The sequence below is a fragment of the Priestia sp. HNGD-A6 genome (assembly GCF_045784335.1).
Classification (GTDB): Bacteria; Bacillota; Bacilli; order Bacillales; family Bacillaceae_H; genus Priestia; species Priestia zanthoxyli.
Genome location: NZ_CP138621.1, coordinates 1,741,598 through 1,764,025, shown reverse-complemented (window position 1 = coordinate 1,764,025; position 22,428 = coordinate 1,741,598). Strand labels below are relative to the sequence as shown.

Genomic DNA, 22,428 nt, shown 5'->3' with positions numbered 1-22,428 from the left:
TTTTATAAACTAGAAAGGATGGCGTCAAATGATTTCTGAAAAACGATCTCTTTTGTTGAAAGAACAAGCAAAGCTTCTCGCATTAAAAGAATATAAAGGCATTGTCAAATCCATATCGCTGAGTAAAATACTCACTCTTCCTATTTATACAGTAGACATCCTTACGTTAAACGGAGAAGAGCACAAAGTAAAAATTAACGCCGAAACCGGCAATGTTTTGAAAGAAAAAACGATTCCTTTAACCAAAAGCCGTGCAAAAGCATACGCGTTAAGACAGCATAAAGGTATTATCGAATCGATTGTTCTCACTAACAAGCAGTACGAAATTGTCATCCTTGGACTTGATGGAAAAACCCACAGCGTGAAAATTGACGCTGAAATTGATGTGCTGGCACAAGGAGAGCGAAACATTCAGTAAATGGCCTATATTATGTAATCAACCTCACTTTGTTGAAAGTGGGGTTTTCTTTATTGAGAGAAATCATTAATAAAGGTAACAATGATAAAAAAAGAAGTGATTATTTCTTTAAGAGAAAGGGTAAGTGATAGTAAAAAATAACCACTTCCTAATTATGGTTCTTTGATTCGTTCTGCTTATGACTCTCCCATTATAAGTATGATAGTATCGAACATGTATAAAACATAGGTTATAACATAACTAAAAGGGTGTGCGACAATGAAAAAACGTACGAAGACCATTATTGCAGTCATTGCAGGAGCTGCTATTTTAATAGGAGGAATATGGATGATAAACGAAAGCCGATACCCAAACGTCCCTGCTTTTGATGATCACTTTACGCGTGAATTCTTAAACAAAGATAAAAAAGTGGACGATGGATTTTATGAGTTTAAGTCGAAGACCGGGCAGTATACGATGTGGTTTCCGGAGGAGTATCAAATGTTGCATGATGCTTCAGAGTATTACTCTATAAATGGAAAATCATATGAAAATTGGTCTGCTTCATATAGGAATATCGATGAAAAAAATAAATCAATATACTATATTAAAGCTGAATTTTCAAAGAATGATAAGAAATCTGAACCTGTTTATGTGAAGGGATTATTTGAAGAGCAATTAAAGAACAACAATCCTAAAGAAATAGAAACTTCACATACTCGCATATATTATGACTATGCTTATGCATATTTCAAGGGAACTGAAAGGCATGTAGTACATAACAGTAAAATCCATTTACCTAATACTTATACTGCTTATGTAGCAGATAAAAACTCTAATAAGGTTATAGAATTTTCATACGATAGTATAGGTGAAGGTACAGAAACTAGCCAAGAAAAAAGGAAGTTATGGTTTTTGACAATATTAAAAAGTATTAATTTTAGCGAGGGTAAAAGTCGTGAGTGAAAAACCTTTATTAAGTAACGATATAAGAAATAAAATAACTCAGCTTGAGTACAGTGGATTATCAGGAAAAGAAAAAGAGATTACAAGGATTTATAAAGAGGCTACAGGTGAAAATCCACCTAATTTTAAAATATATAGCAGCGTTGAAATGGGAATAGGTAACAAATCTGGGTTTGATGGGGCAGCTATTCATTTCCATGATAAAAAACATAATATCAATGAGGTTTATTATGTTTTTAGAGGAACAGAACCTTCTAAAGATTTTGGAGATGTTGTATATGATGCTTTAGGGATTGGAGCAGGTAAAAGTACTCAACAAATCAATGATGCAAAAAAAATGTATCAGCAAGTTGAAACAAAGATTAAAAGTTCTGATGAAAAACTTAAAAGGTATGGTGATGGACACTCCTTAGGAGGACATTTAATAGTAACTTTGAGCTTAATAACAAAAAGTTTTAAAGATATAAGGGCATTGAATGATGCACCAGTTAATTTAAAACAATTAGAAGCTTTAGATAAAGAATTTGAATTGTATGTGTTTCACCAGACTGGGAAAAAAGATGGAATATCTTCAAAGAAATTAACAGAACTAGCCAACACCTACTACGAAAAACAAAAAGCTACCATCAGCCATACCTGGGTAAAAGGTGAACCTATGCATGCTCAATCTTTTCCAAGCAGCTGGTATGCAGGTAACAAAGTGACGATGCTTGGAGATTTAGATACAGAAGAAATGATTAACATTGGGAAATATCCTTTTCAGAAAGAAGCAAAATGGAACCCAGTGTATATGATAGACCAATTCCGTTATAACCTTGGAGTAAAGACAACATTAGGCGGTTTAGGGTTTGTTAATGATCATGTGAAACAAGAAACGTTACTTAACCTGCCAGAAACACGTGATCAATACCTTGAGAGTGTAAAAAGATATCCTTTTCTTCATTTTGGAGAGATTAAAGCAGGTATAGGAGTAGGAGCAGTAGTAATGGTAAATACATTTACTAGCCCTGGAGCAACATTTCAGCTTGTTAAAGGAATATCTCAAAGTAAACAAGCAAAACTCCACGGAATTAATTATGTTGTCAAATACACAGAAGCTAATGCTATGAAGACGTATTATCAGGTTTTTGATTCAGGATCTCAGGAAGAAATCTTACTAGATTATGAACAAATGAAGAAGTTTGTTTATTACTGTGCTAATGCCATTAAAGATAAAGAAGCAAACTTAAATGCACTAAAGCAGTATTTACATAGTGAAATTAACGAAGTCTTCGAAGCTAAGAAGAAAAAGTTAAAAATGAAGATATCCAGAGAAGAAGCTTCTCCCCAGTCATTTATGGAAAAGGCAGATAAAGACGGCGCTACTCTCGCTTGGTTTGGACAAAAGCGTGTGGCTGAAAAAGTGACGTTTGACAAAACGTTTGACCCGCTAGACGATAGTGTATTTACCCCTGTTGAAGAAATTATTTCTTCTATTCAAGAGGAAGTTACATACTATCAAAAGTTTCTTGAAGCGTTCTTCCAAAATTTCGAGAAGATGATGGAAGCTGACGAATCGGTAGCTTCAGATATTAAAAGCATGAAAGAAGTAGTAGGGGGGATTTAATTGTTTGATTTTGATTTTACACACACAGGAACAACGAGCGGTAAATACATGTTTGAATTTGATGGTGACGACTTCAAAGACGAGCAGGCAAAAAGGATTAAAGAGTTAATCAAAAAGGATCAAGAAGTAAATGAAAAGCTTTGGCATGCTAAAAGCTATTTAGAAAACCAAACGGGTGAGTTTGCGGATGCGGTTAAAAGTAAATTAGAAGCAGCAGAGCGGGGATATACGCTACGAGCTCAGCAGTATGATACTGGAGCATTTCAGCATATTATGAGTTTTATGCATTCTATTAAAGATATGCATAAGAGAGAGTACGAAATTCGATATAAAGAATCAATGGATGAAAGTGAATTAACATAAGGGATACTGCTATTCCTCAGACAGTGGTCTGAGGGATTTTTATATGTTGAACAATTTACATTAAGTCCCGTTTATTTCAAAAGAGTAATAAAGGGAGTGTAGGACAATAAAAAAACGTACGAAGACCCTTCCCGCAATCATTACAGGAGTCGCTATTTTAATAGGAGGAATATGGCTGATAAACGAAAGCCGCTACCCAAATGTTCCAGCTTTTAAAGATCATTTCACTCGTGAGTTTTTGAATAAAGATAAAAAAGTAGACGATGGGTTTTATGAGTTTAAATCAAGGACAGGACAGTATACGATGTGGTTTCCAGAAGAATTTGTAATAGCGAATGACGATGGTCAAGGCTATTCAAAGAACGGACAAAATTATGAAGATTGGAGAGCCTTATCGACTAAAAAATACAAAGGGGAGAATCTAATTGGTCAACTGAACTTGAAATTTTTTGAGCGGAGTATCAAAGATGAAGCTGTGTTTGTAGAGTCTACTTTTAAAAGAAGATTTCACGCCAATAAACCAAAGGTAATAGAAACGAAAGATAAAAAAATCTACTATGATAATGCCTATACTTACTTCAAGGGTACGGAGGAGAAAGTAATTGAGGATAAAAGTAGTTACATACCCAATACATATGTTGCCTACGTAGTTGATGAACATTCAAATAAGACAATTGAAATATCTTATGACTCTATAGGTAATAACTTATCAAAAAATGAAGGTGACAAAACAAATAAGCAATTTTTAAAAATGTTAAAAAGTATTCATTTTAGACCAGAAAACAACGGAGATGTCAGAGGATGAAGAAACGTACGAAGACTATTATTGCAGTCCTTGCAGGAACGGTTATTTTAACAGGAGGAATATGGCTAATAAACGAAAGCCGCTATCCAAATGTCCCAGCTTTTGATGATCACTTCACCCGTAAGTTCTTGAACAAAGATAAAAAAGTAGATGATGGTTTTTATGAGTTTAAGTCCAAGACTGGCCAGTATACGATGTGGTTTCCTAAAGGCTATCAGCTTATAAAGGAGAACGGAGAAGATTACGTAATAAACGGTAATTCTTATGAAAGGTGGATAGCGAAAGAGGTGAATAACAAAGCTGGAAATGCTGGGGGAAGTTATATGGAAATGACATTTTCAAACGCAAGAAAGGCTGAAAATGAATCCTTTACTGTAGACAATATGTTTAAAGAACAGCTAAATGTTACTAAGCCTAATACGTTTGAAACTTCTAGTACAAGAATCTACTATGATTCAGCTTATACATATTTTAAAGGAACACAAGAAGTAATTATGCATCCTAATAAAGAACATGCTCCAAATACATATATAGCATATGTAGCGGATAAACATTCTAATAATGCAATTGAACTGTGGTTTGATAAAAGTGAAAAAAGCAGAAAGAATGATGAAGTAGAAGAGAAAAAATGGTTCCTAACAATATTAAAAAATATTAAGTTCCGTGAGGGAAATGAAGCTTAATAAAGCTCATGTTGAACGATAATTTAAGAAATAAATCAATTTAGCTTAAATACCAAAACCTATCTAGTAAAAATAAAGAGGATGTGCAGATATGAAAAAAAGGATGAAGACCATTATTGCAGTCCTTGCAGGAACGGTTATTTTAACAGCAGGAATATGGCTGATAAACGAAAGCCGCTATCCCAATGTCCCTGCTTTTAATGATCACTTCACGCGTAAGTTCTTGAACAAAGATAAAAAAGTGGATGATGGTCTTTATGAGTTTAAGTCAAAAACTGGGCAGTATGCGATGTGGTTTCCAGAGGAGTATCAAGTTTTACATAAATATCGCGAAGATTACACTAGAAATGGCGAATCATATGAAAATTGGTCAGCCTCTTATATTAAACCCTACGAAAATGATCAACAAACATACGCTATCAAGGCTGAATTTTCCGAGAACGACATGAAATCAGAATTAATTTATGTAGAGAGTTTATTTAAAGAACAATTAGACAGTAAAAAACCTAAACAGTTAGAAACCTCTCATACAAGAATTTATTATGATTATGCCTATACATATTTTCGTGGTACTAACCAACATATAGTACATGACAGTAAAGAAAATCCGCCCAACCTTTATGTAGCATATGTAGCAGATAAAAACTCTGATAAGGTAATCAAATTAATATACGATAGTGTAGGCGAAAATACAGAAACAAATAAAATGGATAGAAAGAAATGGTTTTTTAAAATGTTGCAAAGTATTAAATTTGTTAAGGGAAATTAATTATAAGCAAAAGCTTTTTTTAGCATAAGGGCAACAAATCAAAATGCTAAAGACTATTCAATATATAAGGATTAAAGTTTGTTCCAAACGATAAAGTAGAGGGGACGCCGATGAAAAAACGTTCGAAAGTTATCATGATAGTTATCACAGGAGCCGCTATTTTAATAGGATCAATATGGCTGATAAACGAAAGCAGCTACCCAAACGTCCCAGCTTTTGATGACCACTTTACACGTAAGTTCTTAAACAAAGATGAAAAAGCGGATGATGGGTTTTATGAGTTTAAGTCAAAGACAGGGCAGTATACGATGTGGTTTCCAGAAGAGTATCAAGTTTTACATAAAAATAGAGAGGATTATGCTATCAATAATGATTCTTACGAGAGCTGGTGGGCTGTCTACAATGAAGAAGTTGAAGGTAAAACACAAGCGAATTATATAAAAACTGAGTTTTTAACCAGTAATCCTGCAGATGAGAGTATTCACGTTGAGGCTTTATTTAAAAGAAGATTTGGATTAAGTATTCCTAATAAGATTGAAAACTCACAGACGAGGATTTACTACCAATCAGCTTATATTTATTTCAAAGGAACAGAAAAGCGTGTAATAGTAGATAAGAAGAAACATATTCCTAATACATACTTGGCATATGTAGCAGATAAGCGTTCTAATAAAATAGTACAGATTTCCTTCGATAGCAGCGATAAATATAAAAGCGGTGATGAAGAAAAAAAGCAAGAATGGTTTTTAAAAATGCTAAAAAATATTCGTTTTAATGAAGGGAAATAGTAGAGAATTTATAGAGAAGAAGAGGTAACAAGTTAGATGAAGAAAGTTATAGGATTTGCTTAGCTGTAGGTGCAATATTTTTTGTAATGTCTTGAATGGGCTGTTATCCTTGGTTTTCCAACTAGCATCTATTTATCAACATGAGCAACTTGTCTATGATTACAAACTAACGATAAGAGGTTATTGCGCTAAGTATATAGTAAACGTAAACTTCACATATTAGGTGTTTCTAGCGGTTGATTGGAGGGCAACGCGAAGACTCCTGCGGGAAAAGCGGAGCAGGTGGGACCCCGCAGGAGCGCAAGCGACGAGGAGGCTCAGCGGCCGCCCGCGGAAAGCGAAGCCATGCACGGAAATCAAACGCGGTGTCCCAAGCAATCTATACTAGTCCCTTTATTTAATTTGCTCATCTTTAGATGGGGTTGAGTTGCTTATGTCTCAATCTCTTGTTTGAAACATCCTTTACAGCCTATCTATCAAAAGCATAAAAGCCTCTAAAACACTTCTTTGTTGCTATCATAAGCTTCCAGCAAGTCTCAAAATACCTAAATCACTTAATGGAATCTCTTACTTTTAATGGACAATTATCTGTTTTTAGGATATATTTTTATAAGTTTAGGTTATGGAAGAAATAGTATATTGAAAACGAAAGGTGATTAAACGAAAGAATGGATGCTTATGTTTTAAAGGAACTGACGTATGAAGACTTTCAGTTTGTATATCAGCCTATTTATGCGCTGGATTCGTGGGAGACGCTGGGTTTTGAGGCTTTGCTGCGCACGGCTTTCGCAAAAGGGCAAATTGAAGAGTTGTTTTCACTGGCAAGACGCCATAATTATTTGTACAAGCTTGATACGATGGCAATTGAAGGGGCTATAAAGAACTTTCCGTTTGAGGTATTGAAATCTGAGAATTTATTTATCAACGTGTTTCCATCTACTCTTCTCCACCCGCATTTCCAACGGTTTTTAGCATATCTGTTGAACACCTATAAAAATGCGAAACATCGTATTGTATGGGAGTTAAATGAAACGCTTCATGAAAAAAAATTATGGGAATCGCCTGCTTTTTTTGCCCGAGTAATGAGTTTGAAAGAGGCCGGTTTCAAAATTGCGATTGATGATTTTGGAGCAGGGGCCGCAGCGATGAGGCAGGTAAGCATGTATGAGCCTCACTATATGAAATTGGACCGAAGCTATGCTGAAGGACTAGCCGACTGCAAGCAAAAGAAAGATCTGATTGATTTGCTTGTTAATTATTATCCGCATACGAATCTCATTTTAGAAGGCGTTGAACGAGATAAAGATTTAGCCGCAGCGATTTCGTTAAACCTACATGCTGCTCAAGGCTATTTACTGGGAATGCCGCAGTCAATCTCTTCCTACTTAACTTATAATAAGTACCGCAGTTTATTCAGACGAGAAAGGCTATTGAACTCTTAAACCATAAACTTCACGGAATAGATAATTTATCGTAATATGAGAACGGGTAATTAGACTTACATGCAACGCAGATATCTTGAATTTTTATAAAATTATGTGATTTTGTACGATTGTTAAAATATTTTAAGAGATAAAGAAGACGTGTTGGTTTGGGAGAATGAGTGAATGGCATATCAAAACAAGACGTTTAGTGAAATTCCAAAGGCAGATGGAGGATATTTAGTATGTATAGTGAAGGGGTATTCCAATTTTATTTTATGAATATGCCGCAGCCTGTTATTTTAATTCAGCAAGAAAAACATCAGCTGTATTATAAAGAATGTAACAAGGCAGCTCAGCAATTCTTTGACAAAATGGAAGACAAGATAATCAACAAAGAAAAAAATCTGCTTTTTTACACACTTTGTGAAAAAGCCATTGCCACGAAAGAACCGATTCAATATCAATACATACAGCTTTTTCAGCCCGACCGGCATGCATATGAAGTAACTTTTACTCCTCTTTTTAATCAAGCGACAAACCCTTCACATGTCCTTGTCATGGCTCAAGAAATTCATTATAAAAAAATACAGGAAGAGAGCACGCGCTTGCTCGATGCATTTCTAGAAAACACGGTAGACGCCATTCTAATTGCTGATTGTGATGAGAAGGTCTTAACAGTCAATGGAGCGTTTGAAAAGCTATTTCAGTGGAGAAAAGAAGAAGCTATAGGAAAAAGCCGTCAAGAGATGAACATCGTGTCAAAGAAAGAGGAACAAGAAAGCCTTAAATTAATAGCAGAATTAAAAAATGGCAAGACGCTGTCTCCTTATGAAACAGTCAGGTACACAAAGAGCGGCGAAAGGGTGTGTGTATCTGTTAGCTGTTCACCGATTTATGACTATCAAAATCAACTGGTCGCCTATTCAGTGATTTACCGAGATATCACAGCTATTAAAAGATTAGAATTAGAGCTCATAAAAAGCAAACAGTGGTACAAATCGCTATTTACAAACCACCACCACGCAGTTTGTATGCTGAATTTGGACGGCACAATTTTAAATATCAACAGCGCATTCTTAGAAACGTTGCAGCTTTCTGCAAGCGATGTGCTGCATAAAAATTACCGAGACATTGCTAAAAGACTGGGAGCCTGTAATTACAAACGTTGGAATGTATATGAAGAAATCAGCTATTGCACAGAGCTAACATTCCGAAGAAGCCAACATTCTATACAACATGTGTATATTACAACGATTCCTGTCAAAGTAAATAATCAAACGGTTGGCGCCTATGCAATCTTACACGATATTACGCCTCAAAAAGAAGCAGAAGAACAGTTGGCGTATACGCTGAAAGAACTTGAAAATATAAAATATGCGCTTGATGAATCAGCTAGCGTTATGATTATAAATGCAAGTGGGACTATTACCTATGCAAATGATATGTATGTACAGTATTCAGGTTATGAAAAAGAAGATTTAGTAGGGAAGTATTATCGAGATGCAGGGCTTAATCATGATCATCATGAGCTGCTTGAAACAATAAAAAGCGGAAAAGTATGGCGAGGACAGCTTGAAATGGGGACGAAGCATCATCAGTCATACTGGGTATCGAAAACAATTGTGCCGTTAAAAGATATAGACGGAAATGTTACTCATTATGTATCCATTCATAATGATATTACTGAACAAAAAGCGCTAGAAAATAAACTTCATTTTGAAGCCACTCACGATAGTTTAACAGGTCTTCCCAACCGGGCAATGTTATTAAAAGAGTTAAACAAAGTAATTGAAAAAGGGCAGCAAAAAAGCGATGAGTTTTTTGCGCTTTTGTTTCTTGACTGTGATAATTTTAAGCAGATTAACGATGAATATGGCCATCATATAGGCGACGAATTTCTAAAAGCATACACGAAGAGATTAAAGAGCTGTGTGAGGAAAGGCGATCGTATTTATCGTTTGGGCGGAGACGAGTTTATCATTATTTTAAACGTAACAAACCGACGAGAAATTGAACAAATTGCTAAGCGAATTCACGTATCTCTTCAGCAAAGCTGGAATGTACGGGGCTATTGTTTGCGCACCACAACTACCATCGGCGTCTCTATTTATCCAGAAGACGGGGAATCGACTGCTTCATTATTAAAAAATGCAGATGATGCGTTATATAAAGGAAAAAGAGAAGGGAAAAATAATTATATCCTCTATCAAACGTAAAAAAAGCCTCCAAAGAGGCTTTTTTACTTTATCCATGTTTTTGCCCACTTGCTGACGGGTCCTAAGATCATACCAAGCTCTGATCCTTTTTTAGTTAAGATATATTCAATACGAACCGGACGTTCAGGAATAACGTGCCGGATTACAATTCCTTCTTCTTCTAACTCTTTCATTCGTTCGGTTAACATTCGTTTACTTAAAGAGGGAATGCTGCTGTGAATTTCACTAAAGCGTTTAGGACCGCTCATCAGGACATAAATAATTAATCCATTCCATCTTTTTCCTATTATATCAAACGTTTTCCACACTTTTGGACATAACTCATCAAATTCATTCATTCATGCCACCTACTTTATTGTATATAGGATATTAAAAGTAACCCTTATAATGTTATTATATACTAGCATTTGGATAATGAAAAGGCTATCTTTTTTTATTTTCAAAACTTTCAGTAGCTTGGAAACGCTGTATTGTAAAGTTTTTAAAAAAAGTCACAGAATCGACATATTATTATTGACGTATCAAGAAAAAAGGTCTAAGATTGGTTACATAAAGTTACCTAGTTAAATAAAAGGTACTTTAAATTTACAATTACATCAAGAGTTTGAGAAAGAAGGTTAGTATCAAATGGATATCCTTTTGGCTATTCTTCCTGCGATTTTCTGGGGAAGTATTGTCCTGTTCAACGTTAAATTGGGCGGAGGTCCTTACAGTCAAACGCTTGGAACTACAATTGGTGCGCTGATCTTTTCAGCCGTTATTTATTTCGTAGTTCATCCAGTGTTGACGCCGCTTATTTTTATTGTCGGAATCGTTTCAGGATTATTTTGGGCAGTTGGGCAAAGTAATCAGTTGAAAACGATTGATTATATTGGTGTTTCAAAAACCATGCCAATTTCAACTGGTATGCAGCTTGTGACAACATCACTGTTTGGTGTTATCGTGTTTCACGAGTGGTCAACAACAACAACCGTTATTTTAGGCGTGTTAGCTCTTATTTTTATTGTTATTGGTATCGTGCTAACATCACTAGAAAGCGAAAAAAACCCAGAGCAATCTGGACAATTCAAAAAAGGGATTATTACCCTTATTGTTTCAACAATTGGATACTTAGTGTATGTAGTTGTCGCTCGTTTATTTAATGTAGACGGCTGGTCGGCACTATTCCCACAAGCAATTGGTATGTTAATTGGTGGACTTATACTTACTTATAAACACAAACCGTTTAATAAATATGCAATTCGCAACATTATTCCAGGCCTTATTTGGGCAGCTGGTAACATGTTCTTATTTATTTCTCAACCTAAAGTAGGGGTTGCAACAAGCTTCTCATTATCACAAATGGGAATCGTTATTTCAACGCTTGGCGGTATCTTCTTACTTGGAGAAAAGAAAACAAAGCGTCAGCTTATTTCAATTACGATTGGTATTGTGCTCATCATTTTAGGTGGCGTATTCCTCGGAATGGCTAAAAGTTAACGTTTACGTAAAAGTTAATGATAGTATGTATGAATAAATGAAAACACTAGGAGGATTTTATTATGTATACAGATTTAAAAGATAAAGTAGTTGTAATTACAGGTGGATCAACAGGTTTAGGTCGCGCAATGGCTGTTCGTTTCGGTCAAGAAGAAGCAAAAGTTGTTATTAACTATTACAACAATGAAGAAGAAGCTTTAGATGCGAAAAAAGAAGTAGAAGAAGCAGGCGGACAAGCAATCATCGTTCAAGGCGACGTAACAAAAGAAGAAGACGTTGTAAATCTTGTTCAAACAGCTATTAAAGAATTCGGTACATTAGACGTTATGATTAACAACGCTGGTGTTGAAAACCCAGTTCCTTCTCATGAGCTATCTTTAGATAACTGGAACAAAGTTATTGATACAAACTTAACAGGTGCATTCTTAGGAAGCCGTGAAGCAATTAAATATTTCGTTGAAAACGACATTAAAGGAAACGTTATTAACATGTCTAGTGTTCACGAAATGATTCCTTGGCCATTATTTGTTCACTACGCAGCAAGTAAAGGCGGTATGAAACTAATGACGGAAACATTGGCTCTTGAATATGCGCCAAAAGGTATCCGCGTAAATAACATTGGACCAGGTGCGATGAACACACCAATCAACGCAGAGAAATTTGCAGATCCTGTACAACGTGCAGACGTAGAAAGCATGATTCCAATGGGTTACATCGGTAAACCAGAAGAAGTAGCATCAGTTGCAGCATTCTTAGCATCATCACAAGCAAGCTATGTAACAGGTATTACATTATTTGCTGATGGCGGTATGACGAAATATCCTTCTTTCCAAGCAGGAAGAGGCTAATAGTTTTTAATCGATGTAGAAAAAAGAGACATGGCAAAAGCGCCATGTCTTTTTTTCTATACCTAAGCGAATGCCACCCCCTTGCGGGGTTGGTGGCATTCGCCTAGGTAAAACCTTTTAAGAACTTTTTAAAACCTTTTTGGGAAGGTTCATGGGAGCTTTTTGTGCTTCCCTTATAAGTTTATTGTATTAGCCAGCCATTTTTTTGTTAGAAGAGGGCTGGTTTTTGTCTTTTAGTTTGCTGAAGATAAAGGCTAGCACTGAGCCTGAGATGTTGTGCCAGACGCTGAAGATGGCGCTTGGGACAGCGGCTAGTGGCGAAAAGTGAGTGGAAGCAATAGTAACGCCGAGCCCTGAGTTTTGCATGCCCACTTCCATTGCGACCGCTTTTTGTTTGGCTAGATCCATTCCGCATAAGCGGGCAAAGAAGAAGCCGATTGTAAAACCAAGAATGTTGTGAAGCACGACTACGGCAAAAATGATACCGCCTGTTTTAGCAAGCTGTGCTTGGCTTCCTGCCACAACCGCAGATACAATCAAAACAATCGCGACTACTGAAACAAGGGGAAGAGCTTTGGAACTTGCTTCTGCAGCTTTTCCAAAAAACTTTTTGATCGTAAATCCAAGAGCAAGCGGAATGATGACAACTTGTATAATGGAAATAATAAGAGACATGATATCAATATCGACCCACTTGCTTGCAAATAATAAAATGAGAAGCGGTGTAACGATCGGTGCTAAAATGGTTGAAACAGAAGCGATAGCAACTGCGAGCGCAACGTTTCCTCGAGCCAAAAAGACCATTACGTTTGATGATGTGCCGCTTGGACAGCACCCTACTAAAATAACGCCCACTGCTATTTCTTTTGGTAAATCTAAGCCAATTGCCAAACCGAATGCGAGAAGCGGCATAATGATAAAATGCCCCACCACGCCTAGTGCTACTTCTTTCGGTCTTCGAAATACTTCGCTGAAATCAGACGCTGACAGCGTTAACCCCATTCCAAACATGACAATTCCTAAAAGCGGAACGATATACTTTCCAATCCATACAAAGTGCTCTGGGAATGAGTAGGCAATAACGGAAATTAAAATAACCCAAAGCGTAAACGTTTTTCCTGCAAATGTACTGATTTTCTCTATTGTTTTCATCTGTACGATACCTCCTGCGAACTATAAGAAGAAATTATACTATTTATTCAGAAAAATGAAAACAGTATTTTTGTAAAATAGTACAGAATATTTTATCTTTTGGAGATTATTTCAGTTTAAATGCAAGCATTCCTTCATTGAATGGACAGAATATGTGGTAATATAAAGAAGTTAGTTTTAGAAAGTCGGAGGAGTTTAGTCATGAAATTTATCTATATTTTGTCTGTCCTTCCGTTCGTAGGCATATTAGGGTTTCTTCCCTTTGTTAATGAAGTCACTCCGTTTGTTCTCGGTATGCCGTTCAATATGTTTTGGATGGTGATATGGGTGGTGCTTACGTCCATTATTTTAGGGGTTATGTATAAGCTTGATCCCAGAAATCGGGAAGGGGAAGAAGAATGAATAGTGCACTTATTATTATTTTACTATTTTTAGTGGCAGCTATTTTTCTTGGCATACGATCAACTAAAGGCAAGGATATGAACTTGGAGCAGTGGACGGTAGGCGGACGCGGTTTCGGGGCGGTTTTAGTATTTGTGCTGATGGCCGGAGAAATCTATACAACGTTTTCGTTTCTAGGCGGAAGCGGATGGGCTTATGGAAAAGGAGCTCCTGCACTTTATGTCTTAATTTATATTAGCTTATCATATGTCTTATCATACTGGCTTCTTCCTGTTATTTGGAAGTATGCAAGAGATCATAAGCTCGTCTCGCAGCCTGATTTTTTTGTAAGCAAATATAAAAGCCCTTACCTTGGTGTGCTTGTAGCTGCTGTAGGAGTGATTGCGGTCATTCCTGTTATTGTTGTGCAGTTAAAAGGATTGGGAATTATTGTATCACAAGCATCATACGGCGCCATTTCAATGCCGGCAGCCATTTGGATGGGAGCTATCAGTTTAACGCTGTATGTGATGATATCCGGTATCCACGGTTCTGCATGGACGGCCGTTATTAAAGACATTATGATGCTTGCTGTGATTGGATTTTTAGGTATTTATTTACCTTTTCATTATTACGGAGGATACGGTCCAATGTTTGAAGCGGTGAATACAGCGAAGCCAGGATTTTTAAAGTTTCCTGAGCAAGGATTAAGCGTCTCGTGGTTTATTTCGACCGTTATTTTACTAGTACTTGGTTTTTATATGTGGCCGCAGGTGTTTAGCTCAAGCTATACAGCGAAAAATGCAAAGGTATTTCGTAAAAATGCAATCATTAGTCCTCTTTATACGCTGATGCTGCTCTTTGTATTTTTTGTTGGATTTGCAGCTATTTTAAAAGTTCCTGGTTTAAGCGGAGGAGACGTGGATCTTGCGCTATTACGTATCTCAATCCAAACGTTTGATCCTTGGTTTATTGGAATTATAGGAGGAGCGGGTTTGCTGACAGCGCTTGTGCCGGGATCGATGCTGTTAATGAGTGCGTCAACGCTGCTGGCGAAAAATATTTATAAACCGTTTGCGCCTCAAGCAAGCGAAGCGCATATTGCTCGTTTAGCGAAAAGCTTTGTACCGGTTGTGGCACTCATTTCCGTTTACTTTACGCTAAACGGGGGAACGACGCTATCAACAATTATTTTGATGGGCTATAGTCTAATGACACAGCTGTTTCCATCTCTGCTTTTCAGTTTGAAGAAAAATAACTTTGTAACGAAACAAGGAGCAGCGTGGGGGATTGTTGCTGGAATTATTGTAGTGGCCTATATTACAATCAGCGGCTCTACGATTGGTACGTTATTTCCATCCCTGCCTCAGCAAATGAAAGATATCAACGTCGGGTTTATTGCGCTGCTTATCAACTTTATCGTAATGTGGGCAGTCAGTATGCTCACAAAGCAAAACAAAGCTGAGACAAAAGTATATTAGACGAAGTGAAAAACGAACCATTGATCAACACGCTTGATTAGTGGTTCGTTTTTTTGTTAGGGTCAACGGTAGACCCTTCTAGCAGTTAATTGGAGGGCAAGACGAAGACTCCTGCGAGAAAAGCGGAACAAGTGAGACCCCACAGGAGCGCAAGCGACCGCCCGCGGAAAGCGACGTCTTGCACGGAAATCAACTGCGGTGTCACAAGCAGTTCAGCTCATGTCTCCCGTTTGTTCGTCTTTAGATTAGATTCATCTTATTATATCTCAGCCTCGTTTTTTCTAATCAAACAGCAAAGAGCCAAAGGAATAGGATCATCCTTTGGCTCTTTACGTGGCTTTTAACCGATAATTTGTAAAATTTCCTACATCAACTGATTTACGCTAAAGCGGGAACTCGGTCGTTATAATAAATAACTTCCGATAGGATCTTACACCCTTTAATCTCCTGAAATGTCTTTTTCGCCTCTACCTCTGATTCAAATTCAAACATAGTCGGACTTTGGTTTTTCGAGTAAACGGTAATGATCCACATTGTAAAATAAGCTCCCCCTGTAAAATAATAGTTTTCCTTTTTAGTGTAGCTATCAGGTGATGTAATAATAATTGAATAGTTGTGATACAGCCTCACATTTTAAAAGGTACTTCTACTATACAACAAAAATTACAAAATAAAACAAGAAAATCTAAAAAACTACAAAGAATAATGAAAGAGAATAAATAACCGTTTATATATGGGCTATATTTATAAATGGAAGTGGGAGTGCAAAAAATATAGGAAGAGCGATTGTCTTTTAGATTGCTAAACTATATACTTATGTTCAAAAAGTGCAGGACGTGAACGATGAAAGTTGATACGGTAGTAAAAAAAGATGTTTTACTCATTTTGGTGATGATAGTTGTTGTGCCGCTAGCAGGAGAGCTTAAATATTATCCTTTTCATGATACGTATAGAGTCAGCTTTGCTGTGCCCATTTTTTTCTTTTCACTGCTGCTTTTAAGAAAGGTATCTCCTGTAATACCAGGTATTTTAGTTGCGAGTGCTATAGTGGGCTTTCGAATGTACCTTGATTGGTATAATTACGAATCATTTGATTTTCTGCATTCTTTGCAGATTCGATGCTCAGCAGGGATTTATTATCTTGTTTATGCCATTGCTTTTTCTTGGTTTAAGATTAACGATTTTCATTCAAAGCCGTGGATTATTGGCATATGGAGCATCATCATCGAAACGGTTTCAGGCGGCATGGAACTGCTTTGTATGTATGTGATGGTTCACCATCATATTGTGTTTCCGGAGTTCATGCAAATTTTTATTGTAGGCGTCTTTCGAAGTTTCTTTGTTTTATGTCTGTTTAGCATGATCAAGCTTTACGAAGGGCAGCTGAGAGAACGGCAAATCTCTCAAAAAAATGATCAGCTGCTTGTTGTGCTTTCAAATTTGTATGAAGAATCCATTCATTTGAAAAAAACGCTGCAAGACGCTGAGAGAATTACGAAAAAGTCGTATGATTTATATGAAGAACTACACGAAGCAGATATCCATCAGCTTACTTCGCTGCACGAATTTAGCCAAAAAGCATTACAAATTGCAGGAGAAGTACATGATATTAAAAAAGACAACCAGCGGATATCAGCAGGACTGTCCAAGGTCATTACAAAAGAGGAATTTTCTGAGTATATGGAAATCGAAAGTCTGCTTCAAATCGTCATGCGCAGCAATGAAAAGTATGCGGCGATGTTAGCAAAAGATATTCATTTTTCATATTCGGTTCTAGGAGAGCATCCTCGCTATCACGTGTACTTGTTTTTGTCATTAATTAATAACTTAGTAACGAATGCAGTCGAAGCGATTGAAAAAGAAGGCGCGATTATTATCGACGTCTGCCGAGAAGAAGACCGCATTTTACTATATGTAAGAGACAGCGGTCCCGGTGTAAAAAAAAGGCATGAACGTCTCATTTTTAAAGCGGGATTTACATCCAAATACGCAAAGGACGGGACGCCTTCTACAGGTCTTGGGCTTGTCTACGTTAAGCAAATGACCGAGCAGCTGGGCGGGAGTATTCAATTTATTAATCTTTCTCCAAGCCCCGGTGTTCAATTTACTATAGATTTACCTATTTCTACGTTAATGGGGGATAAGGACTAATATGCGATTTTATATCATAGATGATGACGAAGTCTTTCGTTCAATGTTAGCTGAAATTATTGAAGATAATGATTTAGGAGAGGTTATAGGGGAGGCAGAAGACGGAATTGTCTTAAATGATCAATCTTCTCTATTGCAGCAGATCGATATTTTATTTATTGATTTGTTGATGCCCATTCAAGACGGAATCGAAACCGTGCGCAAAATAAAGGATACTTTTAAAGGCAAAACTATTATGATGTCACAGGTAGAAACAAAAGATTTGATTGGAAAAGCCTACTCGCTTGGCATTGAATACTATATCACGAAGCCGCTTAATCGTATGGAAGTGCTCATGGTCATTCAAAAAGTAATTGAACGAATTCATGTTCAACAATCAATGGAGAAAATTCAAGAATCGTTAAATACCGTACTTAATATAGGAAACCAGCAAAAAACGCCTGCTTCTGGTAAAAAAGAAAGCGATCCGGCAGAAGCGTGCAGGTTTCTTTTAAGAGAACTTGGGATTTTAGGAGAAAGCGGAAGTAAAGATTTAATCGAAATCATCAATTACCTGCATCAAACGGAAAAGAGCACGATGTATGAACAGCATTTTCCTTCTCTCAAAGAAATTTTTGAGAAAATTACCGTTAGAAAGCTTGGTTCATCTTTTACAGAAGACGTGCTGCAAAAAGAAATGAAAGCAGCTGAGCAGCGAGTAAGAAGAGCCATTTATCAGTCTTTAAATCATTTGACCTCTCTTGGGATGGTTGACTTCTTTAATCCTAAATTTGAAAATTACGCTTCTAAGTTTTTCGATTTTTCAATGGTCCATCAGCGCATGAGAGATATAGAAAAAGGAACGGGAAAAAGCAGTACTCCGAGCCGTATAAATGTAAAGAAATTTATCCAAATGCTCTATTATGAAGTCAAACAAACGCTGTAGTAAAAAAACTATAGCGTTTTCATTTTGTAATTTTCTAAAAACTTTTTTGTTAGTTTCAGTAGGTTTGTGTTAGATTTTGTGATGCCTATGATAATGTAATCTTATGAATAAAAGAACTACTTAATAAACAGTTCTTAATGGAATTGTATCTGTTGAATACAGTAAGTGCAAATAAACAGCTTCGAGCTGTTAGAAAAAAGAAGGAAGGTGCAAAGATATGTTCAAAAAGCTTGGATTAGCAGGACAAATTTTAATTGGTTTGATTGCAGGTATTATTGTAGGGGCCATTTTTTACGGAAATCCTAAAGCAGTTGAAGTACTGCAGCCAATTGGAGACGTATTCATTCATTTAATTAAAATGATCGTGGTGCCGATTGTTATATCTAGTATCATTGTGGGCGTTGCGGGTGTTGGTGATATTAAGAAGCTTGGTAAATTAGGCGGAAAAACAATTCTTTACTTTGAAATCATTACAACGGTTGCCATTGTTGTAGGCTTATTGGCAGCTAACTTGCTTCACCCTGGTACTGGTGTGGACCGCAGCGGTCTTGAAAAATCAGATATCAGCAGCTACACATCAACGGCAGAAGCTACAGAGCAAAAAGGATTTGTAGAAACATTTGTTCACATCGTTCCAACGAATGTATTTGAATCAATTGCTGCAGGCGACATGCTGCCAATTATTTTCTTCTCAGTCCTATTTGGACTTGGAATTGCATCCATTGGTGAAAAAGGAAAGCCGGTTTTAAGATTTTTTGAAGGCACAGCAGAAGCGATGTTTTGGGTAACGAATTTAGTTATGAAGTTTGCACCGTTTGGCGTATTTGCATTAATCGGTGTAACTGTATCAAAATTTGGACTAGCGTCTCTGATTCCGCTTAGTAAGCTTGTAATTGTTGCTTACGGCACAATGATTTTCTTTGTATTAGTTGTACTAGGACTTGTAGCTAAATGGGCAGGCGTTAACATCTTCCACTTATTAAAAGTGTTAAAAGATGAATTGCTATTAGCATTTTCAACTGCAAGTTCAGAAACAGTATTACCGCGTATTATTGCAAAAATGGAAAAGTTCGGATGTCCTAAAGCCATTACATCTTTTGTTATTCCGACGGGATATTCGTTTAACTTAGACGGATCTACTCTTTATCAAGCGCTTGCTGCGATCTTTATTGCGCAAATGTACGGTATTGATATGAGCATCACACAGCAAATTTCACTGATATTAATTTTAATGGTTACATCTAAAGGAATTGCAGGAGTTCCGGGCGTATCGTTTGTTGTACTGCTTGCAACGCTTGGATCTGTAGGACTTCCGGTAGAAGGCCTTGCTTTTATCGCTGGAATCGACCGTTTGTTAGATATGGGACGTACAGCGGTAAACGTAATTGGAAACTCACTTGGTGCAATCGTCATTTCAAAGTGGGAAGGTCAATTTAACGACAAAGACAAGGAAGCTTATATTAACGAAGTAACGAAAAAAGTATCGTAATTACAAACATATTTTAGTTGAAGGAAGATCCGAACGAGTAATCGTTCGGATTTTTTCGTTTGAATTTGCTTTGAAAAGTTGGGAATAGTAACTAAAGATGAAAAACAAATGATTGATACAAGGAGGTCACAACATGGGAAGAGCAAATAATCACAAATCATCACATAACAACAAAGGGTCACTGCCTCAAACACCAAAAGAGTTAAAAATTGCTCCGGATCAAGCAAATGAAGAATTTTCACGCGAGTTAGCGCAGCATCATGATGCTAAAGCGAAACAGGACTTAATTTTGAAACAGCAAAAAGAAAAGTAAAAGAAAAAAAGCTGAGACATAATGAAATGAATCCAGCCTAAAGACGAATAAATGAGATACATGACCTGGACTGCTTGTGACACCGCAGTTGATTTCCGTACAAGGCTTCGCTTTCTGCGGGCGGGCGTTGAGCCTCCTCGTCGCTTGCTCTCCTGCGGGGTCTCACCTGCTCCGCTTTTCCCGCAGGAGTCTTCGCCTTATCCTCCAATCAACTGCTAGAAGGAACGAAACAAATAATACTATGTTCACAATCACAAAAAAACGAACCACTAATCAGACATGCTGATTAGTGGTTCGTTTTTCCCTAAGTGAAAAATGCTTTTGTCCCATCCTCTTTTTGATAAACAACTAAAGATAAAAATTCCTAAGTAACCATTTTGTAACATTATTTAATCATAGCGTAATAGTTTTTGAGGCTTTTTTCATTATAATTAAACCGAACACATTGAAAAATAGGTTCATAGAAACGTAACGTTCGGTTACATAATGGAGGAAAAAAATGAAAAAAACCATCATTGGGTCTATAACGGCAGCTGCAGTTTTATTTAGCGGAGCCAGTCCGTTTATTGAACCTGCTCAAACAGTAGAAGCAGCGTCATATTCATACAAAGATACGGCTATTGCTACTGGTAAAAAATTAATAGGTGTTCCTTATAAATGGGGAGGCACAACAACAAAAGGTTTTGACTGCTCTGGATTTATTCAATACATTTTCAAAAAAGCTGGAAAAACACTTCCGCGCACAACGGAACAAATGTATCGAGTAGGGACAAGCGTTTCAAAAGCAAAGCTTCAAAAAGGAGATTTAGTTTTCTTTCAAACGTATAAAAAAGGTCCTTCACATGTAGGCGTGTACTTAGGGAACAATCAGTTTCTTCAAGCTTCTACCTCTAAAGGCGTGACGATTACATCTCTTAGCAACAGCTACTGGAAAGCACGTTATATTGGTGCAAAACGGATTTAACCATCCGTCATTTTTTTGGAAAACAACACTACGTTGTGTAGTGTTGTTTTTGTTTACATATACATAACGTATTGCCAATATTATTTTTAACGTTTTATACGAAAAAAACCATATTCTGTGAGATAATAACGTTAACACATTTTGTACTTTAACATAAGGAATATCCCACTCTATTCGAAAGTTTGGTGAGCGAAGATGAAGCGCTTAGTATGGAGTTATGGAATAGGTATTGTTGCAATAGTAGCAGTACTCTCATTTTTCTTTATGATGAAAGGTCAAACAGAGAAAGCCGTCGTTAGCGGAGATGTACCAAAAGCTCATGCGCAGGGAGAAAGAGTGAAGCAGCCCATCTCACAGTTCCAAGCAGTACAGCCTCATGAAGCAGCTAATGAAGTAAAAAATGTAAAAAACAACATGCCTGAAAAAGCCGATCCTCCTCCGTTTTTAGTCTACATTGACCCTGGTCATCAAGCTCAGGCTAACCTAGAGAAAGAGCCAATCGGGCCGGGAGCAGCAGAAACAAAAATAAAAGTTTCCGGAGGTACATCAGGTGTGGTGACCAAGAAGCCGGAATACAAGCTGACGTTGGAAGCCTCTATGATATTAAAACAGCTTCTCGAAGAAAAAGGCATAACCGTAAAGCTTACTCGCAGTTCTCACGATGTGAATATCAGCAACCGGGAACGAGCGGAGCTTGCGAATAATTCAAAAGCTGACTTACACGTACGTATCCATGCAGATGGTTCTGAAAATACTTCTGTAAAAGGATTTTCTGTGCTCACTCCTGCAGAAGATAATTCCTATACAAAGTCTATTTATCAAAGCAGTTTACAAGCATCTCAAGCTATTCTGACAGAGGTGGAAAAAGATCAGTTTGTCGAAGTGGACGGCATTCGCTATCGCAGTGATCTTTCAGGATTTAACTGGTCGACTGTACCCGTAACGCTAGTAGAGCTTGGGTATATGACGAATTCAGAAGAAGACCGGAACCTGTCTGATCAGGCTTACCTTACAAAGCTGATGAATCATGTTGCAGACGGTATCGTGGCATATGAAGGAATGACAAAATAAAAGGTGGAAAGACCTATAAAAGCGTGTGACTAAATCAATTGATTTATGTCACACGTTTTTTTTGTCGTTCATATGATATAAAAAAGCGTTTTTTTGACAAAAAAATGGACGAGCAGAAAAGAAAACTAGGTAAAATGCTTTAATTTTTATAGAACTG

Annotated in this window: 23 protein-coding genes; 21 read left to right on the top strand and 2 right to left on the bottom strand. The window is 37.0% G+C overall.

The features are described 5' to 3' along the window. Window positions 1-28 precede the first annotated feature (28 nt). The 11 genes from SCI76_RS08895 to SCI76_RS08845 all read left to right on the top strand — a co-directional run bounded on the left by SCI76_RS08895 (window position 29) and on the right by SCI76_RS08845 (window position 10,017). The gene (locus tag SCI76_RS08895; protein WP_048020148.1) at window positions 29-418 is read left to right on the top strand and encodes a PepSY domain-containing protein; all 390 of its coding nucleotides are present in this window, start codon (window positions 29-31) and stop codon (window positions 416-418) included. Window positions 419-676: 258 nt separating this feature from the next. After that, entirely contained in the window at window positions 677-1,363 is a 687-nt protein-coding gene (locus tag SCI76_RS08890) for a hypothetical protein (protein WP_048020149.1), read from the top strand. Then, on the top strand, window positions 1,356-2,969 hold the full coding sequence (locus tag SCI76_RS08885; protein WP_048020150.1) for a DUF6792 domain-containing protein: 1,614 nt from the start codon (window positions 1,356-1,358) through the stop codon (window positions 2,967-2,969). Before SCI76_RS08890 ends, SCI76_RS08885 begins: the two co-directional genes overlap by 8 nt. Beyond that, on the top strand, window positions 2,970-3,332 hold the full coding sequence (locus SCI76_RS08880; protein WP_034269884.1) for a hypothetical protein: 363 nt from the start codon (window positions 2,970-2,972) through the stop codon (window positions 3,330-3,332). It begins immediately after the preceding gene. A gap of 304 nt (window positions 3,333-3,636) precedes the next feature. Then, window positions 3,637-4,137 carry a hypothetical protein gene (locus SCI76_RS08875; protein WP_308012840.1) on the top strand — a complete coding sequence of 167 codons (501 nt, stop codon included), beginning with the start codon at window positions 3,637-3,639 and terminating at the stop codon, window positions 4,135-4,137. Further along, window positions 4,134-4,820, top strand: a complete 687-nt coding sequence (locus SCI76_RS08870) for a hypothetical protein (protein ID WP_028412277.1) — start codon at window positions 4,134-4,136, stop codon at window positions 4,818-4,820. The genes SCI76_RS08875 and SCI76_RS08870 overlap by 4 nt, the downstream gene beginning before the upstream one ends. A 91-nt stretch (window positions 4,821-4,911) precedes the next feature. Beyond that, the gene (locus tag SCI76_RS08865) at window positions 4,912-5,589 is read left to right on the top strand and encodes a hypothetical protein (RefSeq protein ID WP_221832715.1); all 678 of its coding nucleotides are present in this window, start codon (window positions 4,912-4,914) and stop codon (window positions 5,587-5,589) included. Window positions 5,590-5,699: 110 nt separating this feature from the next. Further along, complete coding sequence (locus SCI76_RS08860) at window positions 5,700-6,377, top strand: hypothetical protein (RefSeq protein ID WP_088048643.1); 678 nt, start codon at window positions 5,700-5,702, stop codon at window positions 6,375-6,377. A 236-nt stretch (window positions 6,378-6,613) separates the two neighbouring features. Beyond that, a complete protein-coding gene (locus SCI76_RS08855) occupies window positions 6,614-6,778 on the top strand; it encodes a hypothetical protein (protein WP_407545153.1) in 165 nt (54 codons plus the stop codon). A gap of 267 nt (window positions 6,779-7,045) precedes the next feature. Then, window positions 7,046-7,819: an EAL domain-containing protein gene (locus SCI76_RS08850; protein WP_407545152.1), complete on the top strand. Its 774-nt coding sequence runs from the start codon at window positions 7,046-7,048 to the stop codon at window positions 7,817-7,819. Between the two features lie 224 nt (window positions 7,820-8,043). Continuing rightward, on the top strand, window positions 8,044-10,017 hold the full coding sequence (locus tag SCI76_RS08845; RefSeq protein ID WP_407545151.1) for a diguanylate cyclase domain-containing protein: 1,974 nt from the start codon (window positions 8,044-8,046) through the stop codon (window positions 10,015-10,017). A 23-nt stretch (window positions 10,018-10,040) separates the two neighbouring features. Here SCI76_RS08845 and SCI76_RS08840 read toward each other — a convergent pair whose 3' ends face one another. Next, window positions 10,041-10,355: a helix-turn-helix domain-containing protein gene (locus tag SCI76_RS08840; RefSeq protein WP_013055757.1), complete on the bottom strand. Its 315-nt coding sequence runs from the start codon at window positions 10,353-10,355 to the stop codon at window positions 10,041-10,043. 289 nt (window positions 10,356-10,644) lie between these two features. On the opposite strand from SCI76_RS08840, the gene SCI76_RS08835 reads away from it, so the two are divergent. Together SCI76_RS08835 and gdh are read left to right on the top strand one after the other, a co-directional pair. Beyond that, window positions 10,645-11,496 carry a GRP family sugar transporter gene (locus SCI76_RS08835; RefSeq protein WP_028412283.1) on the top strand — a complete coding sequence of 284 codons (852 nt, stop codon included), beginning with the start codon at window positions 10,645-10,647 and terminating at the stop codon, window positions 11,494-11,496. A 62-nt stretch (window positions 11,497-11,558) separates the two neighbouring features. Then, window positions 11,559-12,344, top strand: a complete 786-nt coding sequence (gene gdh / locus SCI76_RS08830; RefSeq protein WP_014461262.1) for a glucose 1-dehydrogenase — start codon at window positions 11,559-11,561, stop codon at window positions 12,342-12,344. A gap of 189 nt (window positions 12,345-12,533) precedes the next feature. Here the strand turns inward: gdh and SCI76_RS08825 are convergent, their stop codons facing one another. Further along, window positions 12,534-13,496, bottom strand: coding sequence for a bile acid:sodium symporter family protein (locus tag SCI76_RS08825; protein WP_013055760.1), 963 nt, complete (start codon window positions 13,494-13,496; stop codon window positions 12,534-12,536). Between the two features lie 201 nt (window positions 13,497-13,697). Between SCI76_RS08825 and SCI76_RS08820 the strand changes: the two genes are divergently transcribed. The 8 genes from SCI76_RS08820 to SCI76_RS08785 all read left to right on the top strand — a co-directional run bounded on the left by SCI76_RS08820 (window position 13,698) and on the right by SCI76_RS08785 (window position 22,271). Then, a complete protein-coding gene (locus tag SCI76_RS08820) occupies window positions 13,698-13,898 on the top strand; it encodes a DUF3311 domain-containing protein (protein WP_034269918.1) in 201 nt (66 codons plus the stop codon). After that, window positions 13,895-15,358 carry a sodium:solute symporter gene (locus tag SCI76_RS08815; protein ID WP_407545150.1) on the top strand — a complete coding sequence of 488 codons (1,464 nt, stop codon included), beginning with the start codon at window positions 13,895-13,897 and terminating at the stop codon, window positions 15,356-15,358. Before SCI76_RS08820 ends, SCI76_RS08815 begins: the two co-directional genes overlap by 4 nt. Window positions 15,359-16,201: 843 nt before the next feature. Then, window positions 16,202-17,509: a HAMP domain-containing sensor histidine kinase gene (locus tag SCI76_RS08810; protein WP_033578240.1), complete on the top strand. Its 1,308-nt coding sequence runs from the start codon at window positions 16,202-16,204 to the stop codon at window positions 17,507-17,509. Between the two features lies 1 nt (window position 17,510). Beyond that, on the top strand, window positions 17,511-18,434 hold the full coding sequence (locus SCI76_RS08805) for a response regulator (RefSeq protein ID WP_048020160.1): 924 nt from the start codon (window positions 17,511-17,513) through the stop codon (window positions 18,432-18,434). A 217-nt stretch (window positions 18,435-18,651) separates the two neighbouring features. After that, window positions 18,652-19,923 carry a cation:dicarboxylate symporter family transporter gene (locus tag SCI76_RS08800; RefSeq protein ID WP_028407730.1) on the top strand — a complete coding sequence of 424 codons (1,272 nt, stop codon included), beginning with the start codon at window positions 18,652-18,654 and terminating at the stop codon, window positions 19,921-19,923. A 133-nt stretch (window positions 19,924-20,056) separates the two neighbouring features. Continuing rightward, window positions 20,057-20,236, top strand: a complete 180-nt coding sequence (locus SCI76_RS08795) for a YfhD family protein (RefSeq protein WP_013055768.1) — start codon at window positions 20,057-20,059, stop codon at window positions 20,234-20,236. 499 nt (window positions 20,237-20,735) lie between these two features. Continuing rightward, the gene (locus SCI76_RS08790; protein WP_063248216.1) at window positions 20,736-21,200 is read left to right on the top strand and encodes a C40 family peptidase; all 465 of its coding nucleotides are present in this window, start codon (window positions 20,736-20,738) and stop codon (window positions 21,198-21,200) included. A 195-nt stretch (window positions 21,201-21,395) separates the two neighbouring features. Continuing rightward, window positions 21,396-22,271 carry an N-acetylmuramoyl-L-alanine amidase gene (locus tag SCI76_RS08785; RefSeq protein ID WP_221832736.1) on the top strand — a complete coding sequence of 292 codons (876 nt, stop codon included), beginning with the start codon at window positions 21,396-21,398 and terminating at the stop codon, window positions 22,269-22,271. The last annotated feature ends 157 nt before the right edge of the window (window positions 22,272-22,428 follow it).